The organism is Rubripirellula amarantea, assembly GCF_007859865.1.
In the GTDB taxonomy this organism is placed as follows: Bacteria; Planctomycetota; Planctomycetia; order Pirellulales; family Pirellulaceae; genus Rubripirellula; species Rubripirellula amarantea.
The window spans coordinates 866,158-887,395 of sequence record NZ_SJPI01000001.1; the positions used below are offsets into that span (position 1 = coordinate 866,158).

Annotated in this window: 1 protein-coding gene; it reads left to right on the top strand. The window is 55.0% G+C overall.

Translation table 11 applies throughout. The annotated features are described in order from the left end of the window. The first annotated feature begins 136 nt into the window (after positions 1-136). On the top strand, positions 137-21,211 hold the full coding sequence (locus tag Pla22_RS03200) for a LamG-like jellyroll fold domain-containing protein (RefSeq protein WP_165440497.1): 21,075 nt from the start codon (positions 137-139) through the stop codon (positions 21,209-21,211). Positions 21,212-21,238: the final 27 nt, after the last annotated feature.

The window sequence follows — 21,238 nt, forward strand, 5'->3', positions numbered from 1 at the left end:
CTTGCCTGAATTCAAACTCTAGTAAGTTCAGCCGATGTTCAAGCGGACCACTCATCAAGCGCGTCTACGCAAACTCCGCCAACGTAAACTTCTACACCAAAGAAAACTTCTGTTCGAGAAGTACGAGGCCCGCAAGATGTGGGCTGGCGACACCTTCGCGGTCGCGAGGCCCCAAGCGGCGGGTGACTTACTTGATCACTATGTCGATCAGGATACTCCGGTTCACAACACGCAAGCCATCGAAGACATCACGTTCGTCTATGGCAAAGATTCAACGGCTCCGGATGTAAGCATTGACGACGATGTCTTTGCGGGTGATTGGGGTGGGCTTGGATTTGATCAAGTCGGAACGGCCCGGAACAACACCGGACAAAAGCAAATCCTTCTGGACACCGACCGTGACAGTGATGCGGAATACCTATTCCACTTCGGTGCGGGAACGGGGACCGGAACCGCGTTCGGCGGCGACTTCAACGGCGATGGGTTTGGCGACGTCGGTGTTTGGTTCGCTGATCCCGGTGCTGGGGCCGGCATTATCATTCACTTGAAGTACGGTTCGACCACCGGCGATGTCTTTCCTCGCAACCAAGCCAACACATCTCCGATTACACCTGATGCGGTTTTTCAGTTCGGACTTAAAGCAACGGACGTAATCGTTGCAGGTGACTTCTCGGGTGACGGCCGAACCGATATCGCCGCGGTGCGGAACAACGGCGCCAGCCCCAAAGATTGGTTCATTAGCAATGCGGCTTCCGCTGGTAACCCTTATCCGAATGATAATTCGGTGATCGGCGTTTCGAACACCTACCAATTTGGATTGACCGCACACATACCGATTGTTGGTGACTGGGACGACGATGGCACCGACAATTTTGGAGCCATCAGTGAAGGCACCAACGGCGGTGGGGTTAACGAGTGGTTTCTCGACACGAACTTCGACAGCACTGCGGAATTGACCGTGGACTACGGACTGCCCGGTGATATCCCCTACACAGGACGTTTCGCAGATGTGCTGTGGGATGGAGAAGCCCCCGGTGACGGTTGGATCGACGCCGCGAACTGGTCTGGTGATGCGGTTCCGACAACGGGGCAATCGGTCCTGATCGATCAACCAGGCTCGTTGACGGTGGATTACGATTCGGGCGATCGGACTTACAACACGGTCGTTGCGTCCGAATCAATCGAACAAAATGGTGGAAACTTAGTGTTGGATGGCAACATCCAGATCCCCTCACTGATCAACACCGGCGGTACGTTGCAGATCGTCAATAACGCAAACATTGACGACTTGACTGTCAACGTCGAATTACGACTAACCGGAAACGTCACGCTGACGGATCCTTCGGTTGCAATCGGCGGAGTAGTTCGCGCATATGGCGGCGATGCGACGTTCGGAAACGACATTGTATTGAGCGGTGTCCTTCCACTCGATGATGACGGCAATGTCTTGACGTTACAGGGAGACATCAGCGGGACGGGATCCATCGACAAAGTCACCGGCAGTAGCGGTACGACGATCCTTGCGGGAACCGGCACTTACAGCGGCGAAACGGTCATTCGTGCTGGCGTGCTGCAGTTGAATTCTAGTGACGCCATACCGGACGCCTCGCTTGTCTCGTTTGCAGGCCCCGGCAACCTGGATTTGAACGGCAACTCGATCACTGTTGAAGGCCTCAGCGGTGGTAGCGGCTCGACCGTTTTCATGGACCAGAGCGAGACGCTGACGTTAAATACTCAAACCTTTACGACATCGTTCGACGGAAACATTTCGGGGAATGGGAACGTCATCAAGAATGGCACTCAAACAATCACGATCCGAGCAGCCACTACCTACACTGGCTCGACGGTTATTAATGATGGAACCGTTGTGGTAAACGAGAATGCCACTTTGGGCGACGCTGCATCCGGGACCACGATTGCTGGGACCGGCCGTGTCACGCTAAATACGGGCACGCATACCGAACCTTTCTCACTTGCCGATACAAGCCGCTTGCGACTCAATGACGGTGCTACGCTCAATGGTGATATCGATCTGACATCTGGGTCCAGTCCACGCATTGAAACTTTAACCTCATTTGTCTCGGCGACGATCAACGGAGTTATCAGCGGATCGACCACCAACAGCGTTCAGATTCGTGGCGGTGGAACGATTACTCTTGGATCCGACTCAACGTACACCGCGCCCACGGTGGTAACCGCTACCACGCTGTCGACCGATCATGTGATGTCGACATCTAGCATCCACTTGAGCAGCGGAAGCCGTCTCACTGGAAACGCAACCATCATCGGATCTTTGAACGCTAATAGTGGCGGCAACAATGTAATCGCCCCCGGCAATAGCCCGGGTGTGATCAACGTCGGCGACTTTGATTTGGTCGCCGGCAATGCGTTGGAAATTGAATTGGGTGGGATCGGATCGGGCGTCGGCACAACCTACGACCAAGTCAATGTGACCGGCACGGTAACGCTTGCCGGCACACTCGATGCGATATTCTTGAGCGACGTGGTTTTCAATGAAGAGTACGTCATCATCAATAATGATGGTGTGGACGCAGTGCTCGGCGAATTTGCAGGGCTTCCTGATGGTTCCCAGGTACGTGCCGGAGCAGCGACTTTCATTATCTCCTACAGCGGTGGCACCGGTAACGATGTTGTGCTCACGTCGCAGAGCACGACCAATTCATTTTCCTGGGATGGTGGCGGCGACGGATCGAACTGGAATGATCCCGCAAACTGGGAAGGAGATGTTCTTCCAGGGATTGGGTCCGACGTCGTAATCCCCGCCACGGCAGGAACCGTTTTTTCGACCGGCAGTGTTCTCGTTAACTCGGTATTTAGTGAGTCGGCGATTGTTCTTACAAGCGGATCATTTGCGTCTGCCGGTGAAGTGGAAGCACCAAGCGTAACGGTCGATGGAGCGAACTACGTTGCGGATCATACATTGACGACCAATGCGTTCACGTTGGACTCAGGCACGCTGACGGTCACGCCAAATACATCAATTAGCGATAGCGATATTGATGTTTCAGGCGGCACGATCGAAACCGAACTGACGGGATCTGAGTTCGTCTTTGATAGTTGGATGACACTGACTGGTGACGTCACAATCAACAATGCGAACGACCTTATGCTCAGTGGCCTGCATTCAGGCACGGGCGGGATCATCAAGAACGGATTGGGAGTCCTGCGATTAACAAACAGCAATTCGTACGAAGGCGTGACCACGATCAATGCCGGTGAAATCTTCCTATCAAACAGCGGACTGCTAGGAAACAGCACCAGTGGAACGCTTGTCGATGGCGGAGCCGCTCTGCGGATTGGCCAAGGAGTGATCAACAACGACGAAGTGACCTTGCAGGGAATCAACCCAAACTTGCTAACGTCCGCTGGCGCGACGGCCCGCCAAGATGCAAATGTCATTCTGGCGGCAACCAATGACGCCACGATTCTGGCAACCAGTCAGTTCACCATTCGAGGCCAAATCAGTGGATCAGTTTCCGGAGCGGGGCGACTAAACGTTGGCGGTACGACTGACGCTGGTACGATGCAGCTTCAGCCTTCGACCGACAACACGTTTTCCGCAACCACGATCGTAGCCGACGGCAGCCTTCAAACGCTAACAAGTGACACGATTGCGGTCCCGGGTGACATCGTCGTGGGCGACTCCGATGGCACGCGAGCGTTCTTGTCATTAGCTCGACCCAATACCCTGGCAACGACGTCCAATGTGACGCTGCTATCGGACGCTTACTTCGATCTGGACACTCGCAATAGTGGCAATCCGTTCGCGGTTGATCAAACGATCAATGACTTGACTGTCACTGCAACATCCTTGGCTGCTCCTGTTCAAACGGCGTCCCAGATTGATACGACCAGCACTCAGCATGCCTTCGTGGGGACACTAACGGTTGCGGGCACCTACACTCAGGTCGCAAGCAGCGAAGTGACCAGCATCACAGGTCAATTGGCGTTGACCAATACCGCAAACGCATCCAACTTCGTCGTTCAAGACGGAGTATTCGAACCCGATGTGACGCTGATTAATGTTTCGTCATTGGTGGATGGTGCGACGGCAACCGAATTGAATCTCTCGGGCGGCGGTACGTTTGACATCGACGGCACTACCTCGCACACCGGAGGGACCTCCATCGCGAATTCGCACCTGAACGTCGATGGATCGGTCGGCGACGTAGAAGTGCGAACGGGCGGTATTCTCAGCGGCGTCGGAACAGTCGGCGATGTGACGACAACCGGCGATGGGGTGATCTCCCCCGGCAATAGTCCTGGAATACTCATCACGGGCAATTTCAACCTGGGTAGCGGCGCGTCGCTGGAAATGGAGATCGGTGGAAACCCGTTGGCTCCGGGAGTCACGTTCGATCAGGTGGACGTCACCGGAACAGTGTCGCTGGCAGGCGATCTCGACGTGGTGATGATTGACTCGACCGCTGGCGGTTCGGCTTTCACGCTCATCAATAACGATGGGGTCGATGCAGTATCAGGGACCTTTGCTGGACTTGCCGAAGGTGCAACCCTAGAGATCCCCGGGGGACTTTTCACCATCAGCTACGTGGGTGGTGACGGCAACGACGTCGTTCTAACGGCAACCGTCAGTTCATTCATCGTCACCAACACCAATGACACTGGCGTTGGCTCGCTGCGGGACGCGATCAACGACGCCAACGCCGAGGGTGGTGGCGTTCCGATCCCGATCGGCTTCAACATTCCCGGCCCCGGCCCACACACGATTCAGCCCGCGTCAGCGCTACCAACGATCACTCGTTCCATCCGTCTAGACGCCACCGGCGAACCCGACTTCGCGGGCAATCCGATGGTGGAGATCGATGGCAGCCTTGCGGGTGCGACCACGGATGGATTCGTGTTGAGTGCCGGATCCAGCACGATCCGAGGGCTGGTGATCAACAACTTCGGTATCGATGGCGTCGTCGCAAACGGCAACAGTAACTCAATTGTAGGAAACTGGTTCGGACTAGATCCTGATGGATTAACCGCACAGCCTAACGTGCGAGCGATGCGGATTAATTCGGACACGAACTTTATCGGCGGTCCAGATCCGAGCGATCGAAATGTAATGAGCGGCAATTCAAACACCGCTGTCTATCTAACCAACGGTGCCGATAACAACACCTTCGAAGGCAACTATTTCGGCCTCGACTGGACGGGCACAATCGCGGTTCCGAACGCCGGGGGTGGATTGGGCAGTGACAACGCCAATGGAATTCAGTTTGGCGTTGCTGGCGGCCAGCCCAACGTTGTCGCTGGCAACATGTTGACAGGAATTACGCTTTTTTCATCGAGCAATCCGGTCATTGTCAACAACTTCTTCGGAACGGATGCCTCAGGCTTAAACGCGATTCCAAACAGTTTTCAGGCGATCAGATTTACTGGAACTTCATCGGGCGCTGTGATCGGTCAAGTAGGAGCCGGAAACGTAATTGTCGGCAGCTCAGGCAATGCAACCCCCTACGCGATTCATCTGGACGAAGGCAATCTCAATACAGTCATTCAAGCAAACCTGATTGGTATTGGAGTTGATGGGAGCACCCAATTAGTCGGCGAATCAGGCATTCAAATCGACTCCACAGCAACTGGCACCACGATTGGTGGAAGCGGCGTGGGCGAAGGGAATGTGATCAGTGGGCACAGTGACACTGGCATCATTACATCAGCGGCTAACACCACGATCGAAGGCAACCTGATTGGAGTCGCTGCCGACGGCGTCACCATCACTCCGAACCATATTGGCGTTCAATTGGATGGAGCAACGCCGCTGACGCTGGGCGGCGATGGTGCTGCCGCCAACACGATTGTCGGCAATACAGGGGGCGGAGTGATCACGACCGGCACTGCCAACCAACTGCATGTGATCGCCGAGAACGCGATTTACGGCAACGGTGGGCTCGACATCGACCGGGGGAATGACGGTAGGGACCTGGCCATCGTATCGATTGACCCGGTCATCGGCGACGGATCTGGCGGAATATCGGGAACACTCGATTTACCCAATAGCACCGCCTACGATGTCTATCTGTTCGAGTCCGATACACTGGGCGGCGAGCGAACGTTTGTCCGCAAAATTAGTGCGACGACACCTGCGGCAGGCACTGGTCCTCACGCTTTCTCCGACGCTGGCGCAGTCGATCCATCGAAGACGTACAGCGCCTACGTCTCAGGTGCATCCTTTGGTTCGAGCGAGTTTGCACCTGCGTTGCAGCGTTTCATGGTCACTAACACCAATGACAGTGGACCAGGGTCTCTTCGGCAAGCGATCATCGATGCGAACGCTGACAACTTTAAGGACTTGATCAACTTTGATATCCCTGGTGCCGGTCCACACACGATTTTGTTGGCGACCGAACTCCCCGATATAGTTGCAGTCGTGGATTTGGATGGGACATCCCAGCCCGGCTACGCTGGCGTACCGTTGATTGAATTGGATGGCGACGGGAACGCGTTTACAGAAATGTTGGCACTTAAGCCCGGTAACACTTCGGGCAGCCGGATTGCTGGATTGTCGGTTTACAATGCAACCGGGACTGGAATACTGGTCACTGGCATCAACAATGTTGAACTGGTCGGTAACTACGTGGGAGTCAGGGCGGACGGGGTTTCGCCGGGAGTGAACCCACTGGCCGTCGGAGTTGACATCGTCAATGCAACAAACGTCATTGTTGGTGGATCCGACGCCGCCAGTCGCAATGTTGTCTCCGGCGTCACCACGGGCATTCTGGTCAGCGGTGCCACGTCTAGCGACAACATCATCGAAGGCAATTTCATCGGCACCGATCGTTTTGGTTTCAATGCAATCGGGAACGCCATTGGAATCGTCGTTGATTCAGGTGCGTCCAATACATTGATCGGACAAGCAGGTGGGTCTCCCAATGTGATTTCTGGTAACACCAGTGGAGGAGTCTTGGTGCTAGGCATTGGCACCAATGGTACGGTGATCCAAAATAACTTTATCGGAACCGATCGTTTCGGCAACTCTGCGCTTGCCAACGGAAACCAAGCCATCGATGTACGGCAAGATCCCGATCCCGTGATGATCGGCGGCGATACTCCGGAGCACCGTAATATCATCGTCGGATCACCGGCGGCCACCGAAGTTATTCGCATTCAGAATGAAGATTCTCTCATACACGGTAACTTCATCGGCACCGACGTGACGGGCATGTTGGCCCTGGGCGGACAGACCGGAATCTTGATCGATACTACGGCTGCATTCACCAAGGTTGGTGGCTCGGTCGATGGGCAAGGCAACCTGATAAGTGGCCTGTCCTCATACGGTGCGATTGATCGCGGCGACTCGACGTTTTATCGCGGCAACTTGATTGGCACCGATGCAACGGGACTAGCAACACTTGGTGTGGTTGATGCCGGCATCTTCTTGGACGGTGCAACCAGTTCCTTGGTTGGATCCGCGAATGCCGGCAATACGATTGCGGGAGTCGCCAACGGACTTGCTGCCGCCGGTCACGGGATTCTGCTGAGCAACGGTGCCGGTGGATCAGGAAACCCAATTGAGATCGAGGGCAACCGAATCGGCGTCGGAGTTGACGGCACAACGCTGTTGCCCAATGCCACTGGCAGTGCCGGTATTCAAGTCTTGGCGGGAACACGGGCGACGATCGGCGGATCCGGCAGCGGACGCCCCAATGTGATTGGGGGCGCGGGCGTCGGTGTATCAGTCATCGGCGACGCCACGTTGGAAGGCAACTTCATTGGCGTCTCAGATGATGGCGTGAGCCCGCTACCCAATCAAACTGGCGTGATTCTCGCGGGGACTACAGCCAGCTTGGTGGGCTTCGACAACACGATCGCATTTAACTCCGGCGATGGCGTCGTGCTTTCGGGTTCACTGGGTACTCATATCGTTTCGCAAACCAGAATCCACTCCAACAGTGGTCAGCCAATCGTGCATTCGGCAGGCTATCAAGGCGCGGCAATCAGTTTGTCGCTTGCGCCAATCACCGACGGCGGGTCTGGTGGCTTTACGGCAACTGCCACGGGGCTTTCGTCGGGCGAAACGGCTAACGTGTATTGGTTCGACAGTGACGAACCCGGGCAGGCCCAAAGGCTACTCGGTTCTACCTTTGCCACTGCTGACGCCAGTGGTAATGCGACGTTCACCGACGCTAATCCGCTGCCCGGCGGAAAGTACATCACCGCATATTTGTCCAATTCTATCCTTGGCACTTCGCTGCTTTCCAATAGCGAATTCACGGGCCTGTCGGTCACGACCACCGCCGACTCCGGACCTGGCTCGCTTCGTCAAGCGATCATCGACGCCAATGTCGATCCCAACCATGACGTCATTTCATTTATTATTGCCGGAATTGGACCGCATGTGATTACCCCGGTAACGCAATTGCCCATCATCACGAGCCCCGTGACGATTGATGGTTACGCGGACATCGACGCATCCGCCAATACACTTGCGGTCGGCAACAACTCGGTCATCGACTGGCGAATTGATGGCGGCAACACGCTGCTACGGGGGTTGGATATTCAATCCGATGATGTAACCGTTCGAGGACTCTCGATTGTTCGATTCTCTGAAGCGATCAGAATCCGCGGAGCATCAAACGCTTCTATCGAAGGCAATTTCATCGGATTGCAAGAAGACGGGTCGACGCCGCAGCCGAATACGACGGGGATAAGCGTGACATCGTTTGGTGGTACTCGCGATGTAACGATTGGGACCGATGGTGATGGGATCGGCGATGCAGGTGAGCGAAATGTGATCTCGTGGAATGGCACAGGAATCAGCGTTGTCGGCGAAGTCCCGAACGTTGTGATCGCTGGCAATTACATCGGCACCGATCGCACCGGCTTGGTGAACCACGGCAACATCGGATCCGGCATCGAAACGCAAACGGGAATCATGGTCGGTGGGGATTCCGTACTGACTCGAAATGTCATCTCAGGAAATGGTGGCTCAGGCGTTAACGCATTTGGCTCATTCGGCGGACGTACCGAAGCTCAATTGGCTTGGTATGAGTTTGAGAACGACTTGAACGATCGACTGGGAGGTCCAGCGGGCATTGGTCCTGCAAGTTATTCCGGCGGCGTCAGCGGTGACGGACTAGATGTTTTCTTTCCCGCAGCGGCAACTATTGTTCCGATTCCCGCAGGGTTGGACCTGAACAACGCAAGTCTGGATTTCTTCGTGGGTGCTGACTTTGGCAGCGAGACCGATGGGACTTACTTGCCGATCGTTCACGCCGGTTCGTCGGCTAACGACTTTGTGTTCACGGTGGGGCTGGTCGTCGATAATCTGCGTGCGAATGTTCGTGCCGCGTACCAAGCCGGCGGCGAGACGTTTGAACTGGTGACACCGGGCCGGTTGATTGACGATCAATCGAACAATCACGTCACCGTCACCGTTGGCGATGGACAGGTCAAGATTTATGTCGATGGTGAACTGGCCGCCTCGCAGCCGCTGGTTGCTTTGCTTCCCTCGGTCCCCGGCGGCTTGCTGCTTGGCAGTGACACACCAGACGCATCGGGCACCAACACGATCGCTAAGATTGACGAACTTGGCATCCACGGCCGGGCGCTCGATTCCAGCGAAGTTCTGGCGATCGCACTGAGAAACGGGAACGGTAAGGCAGGCCCGATCATCCAAGGCAACTATATCGGCCTGGGTGCGGACGGGGTAACGTCGCTGGGCAACGCAACGGGCATTGAAATCTCCGCCATTGGAACGTACATCGGCGGCCTTGAACTGCGCGAAGGCAACGTGATTTCCGCCTCCGTTGACAGCAACGCTGGTGGAATCGCCGCAGCCTCAGTCGAGGCAATCACAATCGCAGGAAATCACATCGGTGTGGATGCTATTGGCGACTTAGACCGAGGCAACGCTGGTTACGGAATTTGGTTTGACGGCGGGGTGAATGATTCACTTGTGACTGGAAATGTCGTCAGTGGCAACGACAACGGCGTCGTGGGGGGAGCTTCTAATATTGCGTCCTATTACTCGTACCGTAATCGCATTGAAGGAAACTTTATAGGCACCAATGCCGCCGGGACTGTGGCCATCGACGCGACCGGAGGCGCGGGCATCTTCATCCGTGATGGTGCGGGCAATGTCATCGGCGGGCCATCACCGTTGCAGCGGAACATTATCAGCGGAAACAACTCCGCAGCGATCGCACTCTACAGCGGTGACGCTTCGACAACGGCTCGCCAAGACGCCGTTGGCTGGTGGCAAGGAGAAACGACATTCACAGATTTGGTCGGGACGTTCGATGGCTCCGAAGTCGGCGGCGTTAGCTTCGGAACCGGCCGAAACGGGGGACAGGCGTTTGTCCTGGATGGTGTCGACGACGCGGTCAATTTGGGCGAGCCGCATGACTACACGCAGCCGTTTACTGCCGACCTTTGGTTCAACGAGTCAGCAAATCCTGTTTCATCGGTGCGAACCATCGCCTCGTTCATGCAAAACTTGCTGACTACGGCCAAGGGCGTGCGGATAGACTTGGGTGCCAACAACCGATTGAAGATCGTCGTTCCAACGGCACCGGGCGTGGAGTCGGTCGCAACGGGATCGACTGAAATTAAGCCGAGCGATTGGCACCATTTGGCGTTGACTTACGATGGCGTTGGCCAGTTTCAACTCTGGCTCAATGGCTCAATTGAAGCATCGCTGTCGGAGACCATTCTCAGCACGGGGGACAACGAAACCTTCATTGGCTATGGGTACACTTCCGTCGCTGGTAGCACGGGGGCTCAGTATTTTGCTGGCCTTGTTGATGAGTTCGCCGTCTTCAGTTCACGATTACCGGCCGACGAAATCGAGCGACTGTATCTGACTGGAGGCAACGCAAAGGGGTTCACACGGATCGAAGGAAACTACATCGGCACCGACGTCAGCGGCTCGATGGCAATTCCTAACAGCGCAGATTCATTTACACATTCAGCTATTGGGTCGGAAATGCGTGGCGTGTTTATCGGAGGAACCACATCGGTTCCAGGCCGAGGACTCGGAAACGTTATCAGTGGTAACATTAAAGATGGAATCTATTTCAACAACCGAAGCGGCGCGGTCATTCGTGGAAACATCGTTGGGCTAACCGCCGACGGCATGAGTGGCCTTGGCAACGGAGGTGAGGGGATTAGCTTCGTTGACCAATCTTCGTCTGGCGTCGGCTATCACACGGTTGGCGGCAGCCAATTTGGCGAAGGCAACGTCATCAGTGGCAACGTGTCTCATGGCATCTTGCTAGTCCAGGCGAACTCAGGAGTGCGTATTCAAGGGAACTACATTGGAACTGATATCACCGGTAGTGTAGATATTGGAAATGCCAATGGAATTTCGATTTCGTCGGGAAGTGACAACCTTATTGGCACCAACGGTGATGGGATCGATGACGAGGCCGAAGGTAACCTGATCAGTGGGAATACCGCTATCGGTATCTCGTTAGACTCGGCTGATGTCGATGGTGTCACTATCGCAGGCAACGTGATCGGACTCGATGCCTTTGGATCCAATGAATTACCCAATAGCGTTGGCATCCTTCTGCAAGGCGGCGTTCAAAACGTAACGCTTGGTGGCGTTCTGGCAACACAACGCAATGTCATTGCGGGCAACACCGCCAATGATTTGTTTGTTTCGGATGGAACTGGAGTGGGTGTTGATGGGCTGACGGTCATCAATAACTACTTTGGCGTGGATGTATCGGGGACATTCATCCCGGGTGCGTTTAGCGGTGGAGGCATCACGCTGCAGGAAGGCGATAACGTTCGCTTCGGGGACAAGAATATCCCTGGCTCGGGAAACCTGATTTCGACGGGTGCTGGTCAACAACTTGACGTTGCCGACGTCAATGGATTTGAGTTCTATCGCAACCGGATCGGTACGAATGCTACGGGCAACCAATCTCTTATTACCGACGTGAACTCGGGTGATGGGCTGCTCATCCTCGACAGCACCGGTGTTGTGATCGGCGCTCCGGGTGCCGGAAACCAACTGACCGCAGGAAGCTTTTCCAAAGCTGCACTGACGCTGAACAATATCGACGGTGCAATCGTGCAGTCCAATCGTTTTGGCGTGACCGCCAATGGAGTGAGTGGATTGGGGCAATACCGAAACGCAATCTTCATCGGCTTCGGTCAAAACAACTTGATTGGCACCAACGGTGACGGCATCAACGATCAAGCCGAGGGCAATCAGATTATCGGTGGGAACAACTCCTCGCCGACAATCTATCTGTCCGAAACGAATACGAACACGATCGCAGGAAACACGATCGGCCTGACCTCCGATGGCATTAGCAGCCTGTATACGGGAAGCACTGGAATACTAATGGAGGATTCAGGATCGAACACGATTGGTGGAGCATTGGCGTCGCAAGGCAATGTCATGGCGGGCCTGTTGGACACCGTGATCGACCTTCGGGGTGATTTGTCCAACAACAACGTCATCCAAAACAACTTGATCGGAACCAACACATTGGGCAATGCTGCTGGCGCTCCGGCGCCGATCGGCATTCTCGTCCAAGCGAACGTCAATGGAACCATCATCGACTCCAACACGATTGGAAACTCGATTGTTGGCGTGGACATCGAAAACCTTAGTTCGTCCACGACGCTCACGTCGAACTTTCTCGGCATCAATTCGGCCGGCGGTGCGATTGCTAACACAAACAGCGTGATCGTTCGCGATGCAGCAACGTCCGTGGCGATCGGTGGCACGACAACCAATGCCGGCAACGTATTTGGTTACCACAACAGCGATGCATTGCTGATTGAAGGTGGTTCGGCAATTGAGGTGATGTTCAATCGCTTTGGCGTAACCGCGAATCTCGCAAGCGTTCTTTCCAATGCAACATTTAATCAGGCGGCCGCGATTCGCATCAGTGATGATGTGGACGACCTGAGCATTGGTACCGATTCGACGGGCGTTGCCGTTCGTCCCAACATCATCGGTGGCTTTGGCGTTGGCTTTGAAGTGGCGTCGAATGTGACGCTTAGCAATGTTGAAATCCGAAACAATTCAATTGGCACAGACCTAGCGGGTGTAACGTCACTGGGCAATCGCGGTGCAGGCATTAGGGTTCCCAACAGCAACGTTGACATTATCGCCAATACGATAGCGTTTAACGATGGTCCAGGCATTTCGTTTGACGATGGCATAGTCACGATCAGCGAGAATCAGATTTACGACAATTCAATCGGGATCGACTTTGAGGGCGACGGAAGGACGGTGAATTCGGGCACCGACTTGGCTGTGAACTTCCCAACCATCAGTGCGATACCGGGGTCGCAGACGATTGTGTCGGGAACCTTTAATTCGCTAGACGAGTTTATCCCTCCAAACATTGGCCCTTTGGAAGTTATTACCCTTGAGTTTTTTGCGTCGCAAACTAATCCGGCTTCGGGTGCTTCGGCTGAACGTTTTCTAGGTGCCTTTACGCTTGAAGCTGCGGCAGGGCCATTAACGTTTACAAACCAAGTTCTATCCGGGGCTACGTTGTCGGGCGAATACATTACCGCAACGGCGACATTCCGAGGAAGGACGAGCGAATTCTCAGAGGCCGCTCAAGCAACGAACAACCTTCCGATCACCATCGACGACGATGACTTAATCCTGACGGTCCTTGAAGGCGATGAAGGCTTTGGTGACCCCACCGTAGAAGCACCTGAAGGGAAGGTCGTGCGATTGGATGGGCTGTTTCAGAACAGCGACGGAACCGATGCGCACACCGTAACGATTGACTGGCGTGATGGCAGTCCTGTCGATGTAATTTCACTTGCCCCAGGCGTACGAGGCTTCACCGGACAACATGTTTACCAAGACAACCGCGCTGGAGAATCGCCGTATGACATCCGGGTCGTCGTCGCCGATGACGATGGTCAAACGGGACTTGCCATTCGGCCTTTGACCGTAACCAATGTCGCCGCTGAGTTTGACGGCGAACCGAGCATTGAAGTCCGGCGAGATGGTCAGTTGGTCACAGAACCTCGCGAGGGTGATGTCGTTCGCGTTTTCGGCAACATTGCTGATGCGGGTAACGATACTCACATCGTCACGGTACGGTGGAACCAAGCACTCGACGATGACGGCGATGCACTTACTTCGTCACCTGTTTCTACCCAAGTGGTGTCCCCTGGTGTCCTTGCATACGACCTGTCCTATGTCTACCCAGACAACGGCAATTTCGACATACAGATCGAGCTTAGTGACGACGACAGTGGCACTGCGATTGCTTATCAATCCGTTACAGCGTCCAACGCCGACCCGATGGCTGAGATCCTAGCAACCGAACAAGTGACAGAAGGAAGTTCGATCACGTTGTTTTCTAACGTCTCGGACCCTGGCTTCGACGACACGTTCACCTACGAATGGACACTGTGGAATGAAACCGGCGCGTTGACAACGTCCACAAGTGATTCGCTTACGTTCACCCCGGAAAATGATGGCACCTACGGCGTTTCCTTATCCGTGACCGACGATGACGGTGGTTTCACAATCACAAATCACGAGTTTGTTGTCGTCAACGCGGCACCGGTAATACCATCGGCAAGCTTGCAGTTGGTTGACCCGTCAGACTCAAATGCAATCTTGACGAATGTCGACGAAGGAGACTTTGTTCGTTTAGTCGGTACGTTCTCTGATGCTGGTGTGTTAGACGAGCATACGATCGCCATTGATTTCGGCGACGGAGCAGGCCTAGTCACGGGAACGATTGAACCGTTGTTGGTAGCGGATCAAGAGGTACCAGGTCACTACACGTTTTTCGTCGATCACCAAATCTTGGATGACAATCCAACCGGAACCACCAGTGACACTCTGCTTGCCAACGTAACCGTCACTGACGATAGCAACGCTGGGGCGACGGAAACGCTTGCTGGTGTAACGGTTTCCAATGTTGCGCCAGAGGTGCTGTTGTTCGATGACGGAAACGACGGCGGCATGCTTCGCTTAAGAGCAGAGGCCACTGACGTGTCTCCGCTAGACACATTCACCTACACGTTCGCCATCGATGGAAATGCATATCCCGAGCAGTCCGAACCGAAAATCGCCGTCACTCGTCCCACCTCGGCCATGTTCGATGTAATGGTGACCGCGACGGACGATGACGGAAATAGCATGACCGCGACGGTGAAGTATTTCAGCGGTGATGACAACGCGAATTCGATCACGATTGATGACGCGATGGTGGGGACGGCCGGTCAAGCTTTGGTTGCAACCTTTGGCGGCAACGACATGACCACAATCATGACATCTCCCGGAATCAAAGTCGTCGTCAACGCTGGCGACGGTGAAGATACGGTGCTTGGTGGCCAAGGGAATGATGTGATCGATGGGGGCGAAGGTAGCGACGTCCTCAATGGTGGCGATGGCGACGACATTTTGATCGGTGCTGCAGGCGATGATTCCTTGATAGGCGGTGCTGGCAACGACATTCATGAAATCATTCCCGGAAGCGACAAGGACATCGACGAAACGGGGGGCGGTAACGACACGGTCAGCTTCCGCCGCGTCACTCGCGCGGGCTTACGCGACGATGGTGTAACGTTCAATCTTTCGATGACCGACAGGCCTCAAATCGTCGATCTCGAAGGCAACACGGTGACGCTGCGTGGTGCTATTGAGAACGCGACGGGCACCAGTTTCAACGACACGCTGATTGGTAACAGCGAGGTCAACCGTCTTGATGGTGGCGACGGCAAGGATGTGCTGCGGGGTGGGGCAGGGGACTTATTGTTCGGCGGTAGCGGCAATGACGCGATCTTCGGTGGGGCCGATGGTAGTGCGATGCTTGATGGCGGCACCGGCGACGATGTGGTCAACGCCGGCAGCTTTGGTGACCAAGCGCTCGGCGGCTTTGGCAACGATACGATCTACGGTGGTGGCGGACAGGACACTCTCGGCGGTGGTCAGGGGAACGACTTGATCTTCGGCGGCTTCGGATTGGCTGGTTCTGGAATCGTCGATCAGATCGATGGTGGTGAAGGCGATGACGAAATTCACGGTGGCAGTGGCGATGACCGACTATTCGGTGGCACTGGAAATGATGCGATCTTCTTGACCAGCGGCGCGGGAGCGGATTCGGCCCTCGGCGGGTTTGGCAACGACACAATCTATGGTGGCGGCGGTAGCGATGACACGCTCGGCGGTGGCAGCGGCAATGATCTGATCTTTGGTGGCGTCGGTGGCTCCGAGCGTATCGACGGTGGCACGGGCGACGACGAAATTCATGTCGACGGTGACCAACTTGCTTTTGGTGGCTATGGCAACGACATGATCATGGTCGGCAATACAGCCGGGGCAAATGTATCCGGTGGTGACGGCAGCGACACTATTATCGGCGGCGGCGGTGGAACGCTCGATGGTGGCAGCGGCAGTGATTTCTTAAGCGGCGGCTTCGGGTCAGGCAATCTGCTCGGCGGAATTGGCGATGACACCATCTACGGCGGCAGCGGTGACGAAACGCTGGGTGGGGGCGGGGGCAACGACCTGATCTTTGCTGGATTGGAAACCGACTCGGGTAACGACGTCGTCCGTGGCGACGAAGGCGACGACATTATCTACGCAGGACTTAGCAACAGCCTGCTCGACGGAGGCGAAGGTCACGATTTGATCTTTGCCAAAGAAATCAATCCTGATGGTCAGGACTTAACTTTCACGGGACTTGGTCTCGGTAATGCTGTCGACGGCGGTAGTGGCAACGACACCGTAGTGGGGGGAAGCGGCAGCGACGCCCTCGGTGGTGGCAGCGGCAATGACCTCATTATCAGTGGTGACTTTGCGAGTATCTCGGGGTCGATGTTAGGTGGGCTTGGTGATGACACGATCTACGGCGGAGCTGGCGGTGACACACTCGGCGGCGGTGGTGGAAACGACTTGATCTTCGGCGGTAACTTTGATGCGTTCCCGATCGATAGCGAGTTTGTGCCAGCCAATGGTGGTGGCGGAAACAACACGATTGATGGTGGCGAAGGTGGCGATACGTTAGTTGCTGGCGACGGAGTCGATATGTTGATCGGCGGTGACGGCAGCGACCTGTTGATCGGTGGTCACGGGGTCGGTGGAGGTGTCGCAGGTGAAGACACAAAACTGATCGGCGGCAAAGGCAACGACACGATCTACGCCGGCAGTGGCGATGACAATATTCAGGGCGATGAAGGAAACGACTTGATCTTTGCCGGCTATGTGCAGGGCAATCGTCCAACATCCGGTGGTGGGAATAATTTGATCTTTGGAGGAACCGGAAACGATCGCGTTCAAGCGGGACCGGGTTCCGATCGCGTTTTCACGGAGGCTGGAAACGACGTGATCATTGGTGGCGTATACGGAGCAACCACAGGCAATAACGATCTTTACCGAGGTGGTGATGGCAACGACACATTGCTCGGCGGTGAGGGCGACGACACCATCAGAGGTGATGGCGGGGACGACTACATTGTCACTGGTGGCGACTTCACGGACTTCAGTGGTCTGGGTAACGACTTGGCCATGGGTGGAGACGGCCACGACACACTTTTGGGCGGTGGCGGCGGCGGAACGGACATGCTCAAGGGCAACGCTGGCAATGACTTGATTTTCGGTGATTTGCTCGGCCCATCCAATGCCAGTGGCGGAACTGGAAACGACACCATCGACGCTCGAGGTGGCATCCAAATTGCCGCCGGTGATCGCGATGATGACTTGATCGTGGCTTCGTCGGATGTGACCAGTGTCGATGGCGGCGCTGGCATTGACAGTCTGCGTTTCGAGGGCGACCACGACCTGACGCTCACTGACCTGACGCTCACCGTCGATGGCGATCCGGCGATCAGTGTGACGGGTTTCGAATCGGCAAGCCTTACCGGCGGGGATGGCAATAACACGATTACAGCCGCTGACTTCAGCGGCGACGTCACGCTCTCAGGTGGAATCGGCGATGATGTCCTGGTCGGCGGTGCTGGCAATGATCGGCTCATCACCGTTGGCGGCAGCGATTCGCTTAGTGGAATGTCCGGCGACGATGTTTACGCGTTTGGACGCGACGCCGCAGGTACGGTGACTATTCTCGAAGCTAGTGGCGAGGGTAACGACCACATCGACTTACGAGACCTTTCTCGCGGTGTGGCGATAGACCTTAAAGATGCATTCCAACAATCCATTGCGATGGACTTGGATGTCATCATTGCCAATCCAGGCTTGACGTCACTCGCCGAAATTGAATCGGTAACGGGAACTGCATTCGCCGACACAATCTATGCCAATGATCTTGACAACACCGTATACGGATTAGGTGGTCGCGACTTGATCGATGGACGTGGCGGCGCAGATATCCTTTATGCCGCTGGGACCCGATTGGTCTACTTAGATTTTGAATCCGTGACGGACATTGGCGAGCACGTTTACACGCAAGCTGAACGTGATGCGATTACGACGAGAATCGCAGACGACTTCGCTCCCTTCGACGTCCTTGTTTCGCAAACTCAGCCTGCATCCAGCGAAGAGTTCGTCACCGTCTTGATCAATGCTGGAATTCCTGGGGGAGCCAATCGAGCGGGTATTAGCGAGAAGGTTGGTTTCCGTGAGTTGCTCGGAAATAGTACAGTTCGGGTGGATGTGAACGTGTTCCTGCGCGATGGTGGGAACGGGTTGCCATCAACGCCTGAGAATTTCATTGCACTGACCAGTACGATCGCGGCTCACGAATTGACTCACTTGTTTGGTGTGCGTCACCAAGATGCGTTCGGTGACGTGGGCAATGGCATCTACGCTGGGTTGGCCCCCGACCGGTTCCGTCCAGTCTACACAGGACCATCGTTGGCGAGTTCTACGATTAATCATCTGATTTCGTCTCCAGCATCGATTGGAACGACACTGGTTCATGCGGCAGGCAACCCGTACTTGGGCCCACGTGAATCGTTAAAACTTGCGTTTGGTGAATCAGGCGACACGCTGACTGAACTGTCCGATTCCCAAAAATCCACTGCGGTTGCAAGTGGGCAAACGGTGGTGGCGCAAGAGATAGGAACCTTGCAACCGATCCGCTTACCTGTCACCACCGGCGCAAACGAAACAGGAAACGTGGTCGCAGATGTCGGTGCTGCTGCCAGCGTGGTCGTAGGATCCATTGAAATCGATCAGGCGACCGGATTCTCGGAATCAGATTACTACACTTTCCACGGGGTTGCGAACCAAATCGTGACCATTGAAGTGATGAGCCAGACGTTGCGTCACCGGTTTAGCGACACCATTGACTCGGTCCTGCGACTCTACGCTTCAGACGGTTCAGCTGTTACCGAAATGGGGTCCAGCACGTCGCTGCGGAACGACGACACGTTTGAAAGCCCCGACAGCATCTTGCTCGATGTTGTTTTACCCGCTGACGATACCTACACCGTCGAAGTGGAAACATTCAGCTTCCGCAATCCGGAATATGCAGTTTTCCCCAATGATCTAAATATGGATACCGCTGCTTTCTGCATCGCCAACCCAGACAACTTCAACTGCACCGACATCGACACGGGTCGGTACGAGTTGCTGATCTACACGATCGGAGGAGAGTCTACGACAGAGGTTGGTGGTGACACTTTGATCGGCGGCAGCGGACCTGACGAGTTTATTGGCAGTAGCGGTGATGAGTCGATTCCGGATCTGGATGCCGATGACACCGTGAAGGATCCTTTCGGTTCCCTGGTCCAGGCTATCGCAATCAATCCTATTGCCGGTCAACAAACCGCTGAAGGCTCACCAATTAGCTTTACGGTTTCCGTAGTCGATCCGCTCCTTGAGGGAGTTACGTACAGTGTATCTCCGAATGATAGCGGCTCGCTGCCGAACGGCATTACACTGGATCCGGTAAGTGGTGTGTTCACCTACGCCACAGATGACGAGGCAGCCTTTGACTTGCGTTTCATGGCCACCGACCAGACCGGCAACCTGGGAATCATTACGGTACCGTTCGAGGTCTTCGGTGTAGCGCCCGAGCTGAATGTTGTCGCCAATAGTGACCTGCCTCTTGGCGGGAACGGAGATACAGTCACAGTTTCGGGAGTCATCACGGACGCGTCACCCGTCGACACGTTCAGCGTCCAAGTTCATTGGGGCGACGGTTTTAGTGAACCAGCGATCGTAGCTGCGGATGGCTCAATCAACCTTTCACACACCTATGCGGCCGAAGGCCCCTATTCGGTTACCGTTGAAGCGGAAGACGACGATGAACTGACGTCAAGCGTCACCATCGACGTAGTGGACTCGAGGCTTGCATTGATCAGCGGGGTGCTGTACATCAGCGGGCGGTCAAGTAACGACTACATCCGCATCCGTCATATTGGAGATGACCTTAAAGTCAGCGGTGTGGGGCGTTCAGAAACATTCGCGGTCTCTGATATTGAATCAATCGAAGTTCGATTGGGGGAGGGACGCAACATTTTCATCGCGGATCCGACCGTACCAGCTCCTATGACAATTCATGGTGGCGGCACACTCAACATCATTCGTGCTGGAGCAGGCGATGACACTATCTATGGCAGTACGGGACGCGACATCATCAATGGCCGCGGTGGGGATGACCTAATCGAAGCTGGTGAAGGGAACGACATTATTCAAGTCAGCGGCGATGAATCTGTCGGTGATACAATCCTCGCTGGCGATGGCATCGATCGCTTACAGTTGATTCACCAGAACGCCATTGTGCTGAGTCAATTCAGTGCCGCAACATCCAGCACGGAAATGGTCATTGGATCATCGCCCATTTTCGGAACCGAACAATCCGACACATTGAACTTTGCTTATGCAACTCGTTTCGATCCGACGGCCATCGACGGACTCGGTGGCGATGACTTGATCATACTGTCCGATGCGGCTTTTGTGCCTGTTGACGCGGGATCGGGGAACGACACGATCCTTGGAAGCAATGGCGTCGACCAAATCGACGGTGGTGTTGGCGACGATCAAATTGCTGGTCAAGGAGGCGACGACATTCTCATTGGCGGACTCGGAATTGACCGGTTCGATTTCAATCCAGGTGACGGTTTTGACACGATCAATGACTTTGACGCATTTTCGCTTGAAGCTATCCAGCTTGGTGACTTCGGCACTATGCGTGACGAAGTGGCTGAGATACTAGCAGTTTCGAGCCAGCGAGAAAGCGACGTGGAAGTTGAGTTGAACGGCCTGGATCGCCTACGTTTGATCGACACCGCGTTGGAAGATCTCGACGCTGACGACTTTTTGTTTTAGATAAATTCTTGTTACGGAAGCGATACG

Bases quoted from the DNA above. Each gene is read 5' to 3' on its own strand.
- Pla22_RS03200 (WP_165440497.1), top strand. From the start codon at position 137: ATGTGGGCTGGCGACACCTTCGCGGTCGCGAGGCCCCAAGCGGCGGGT.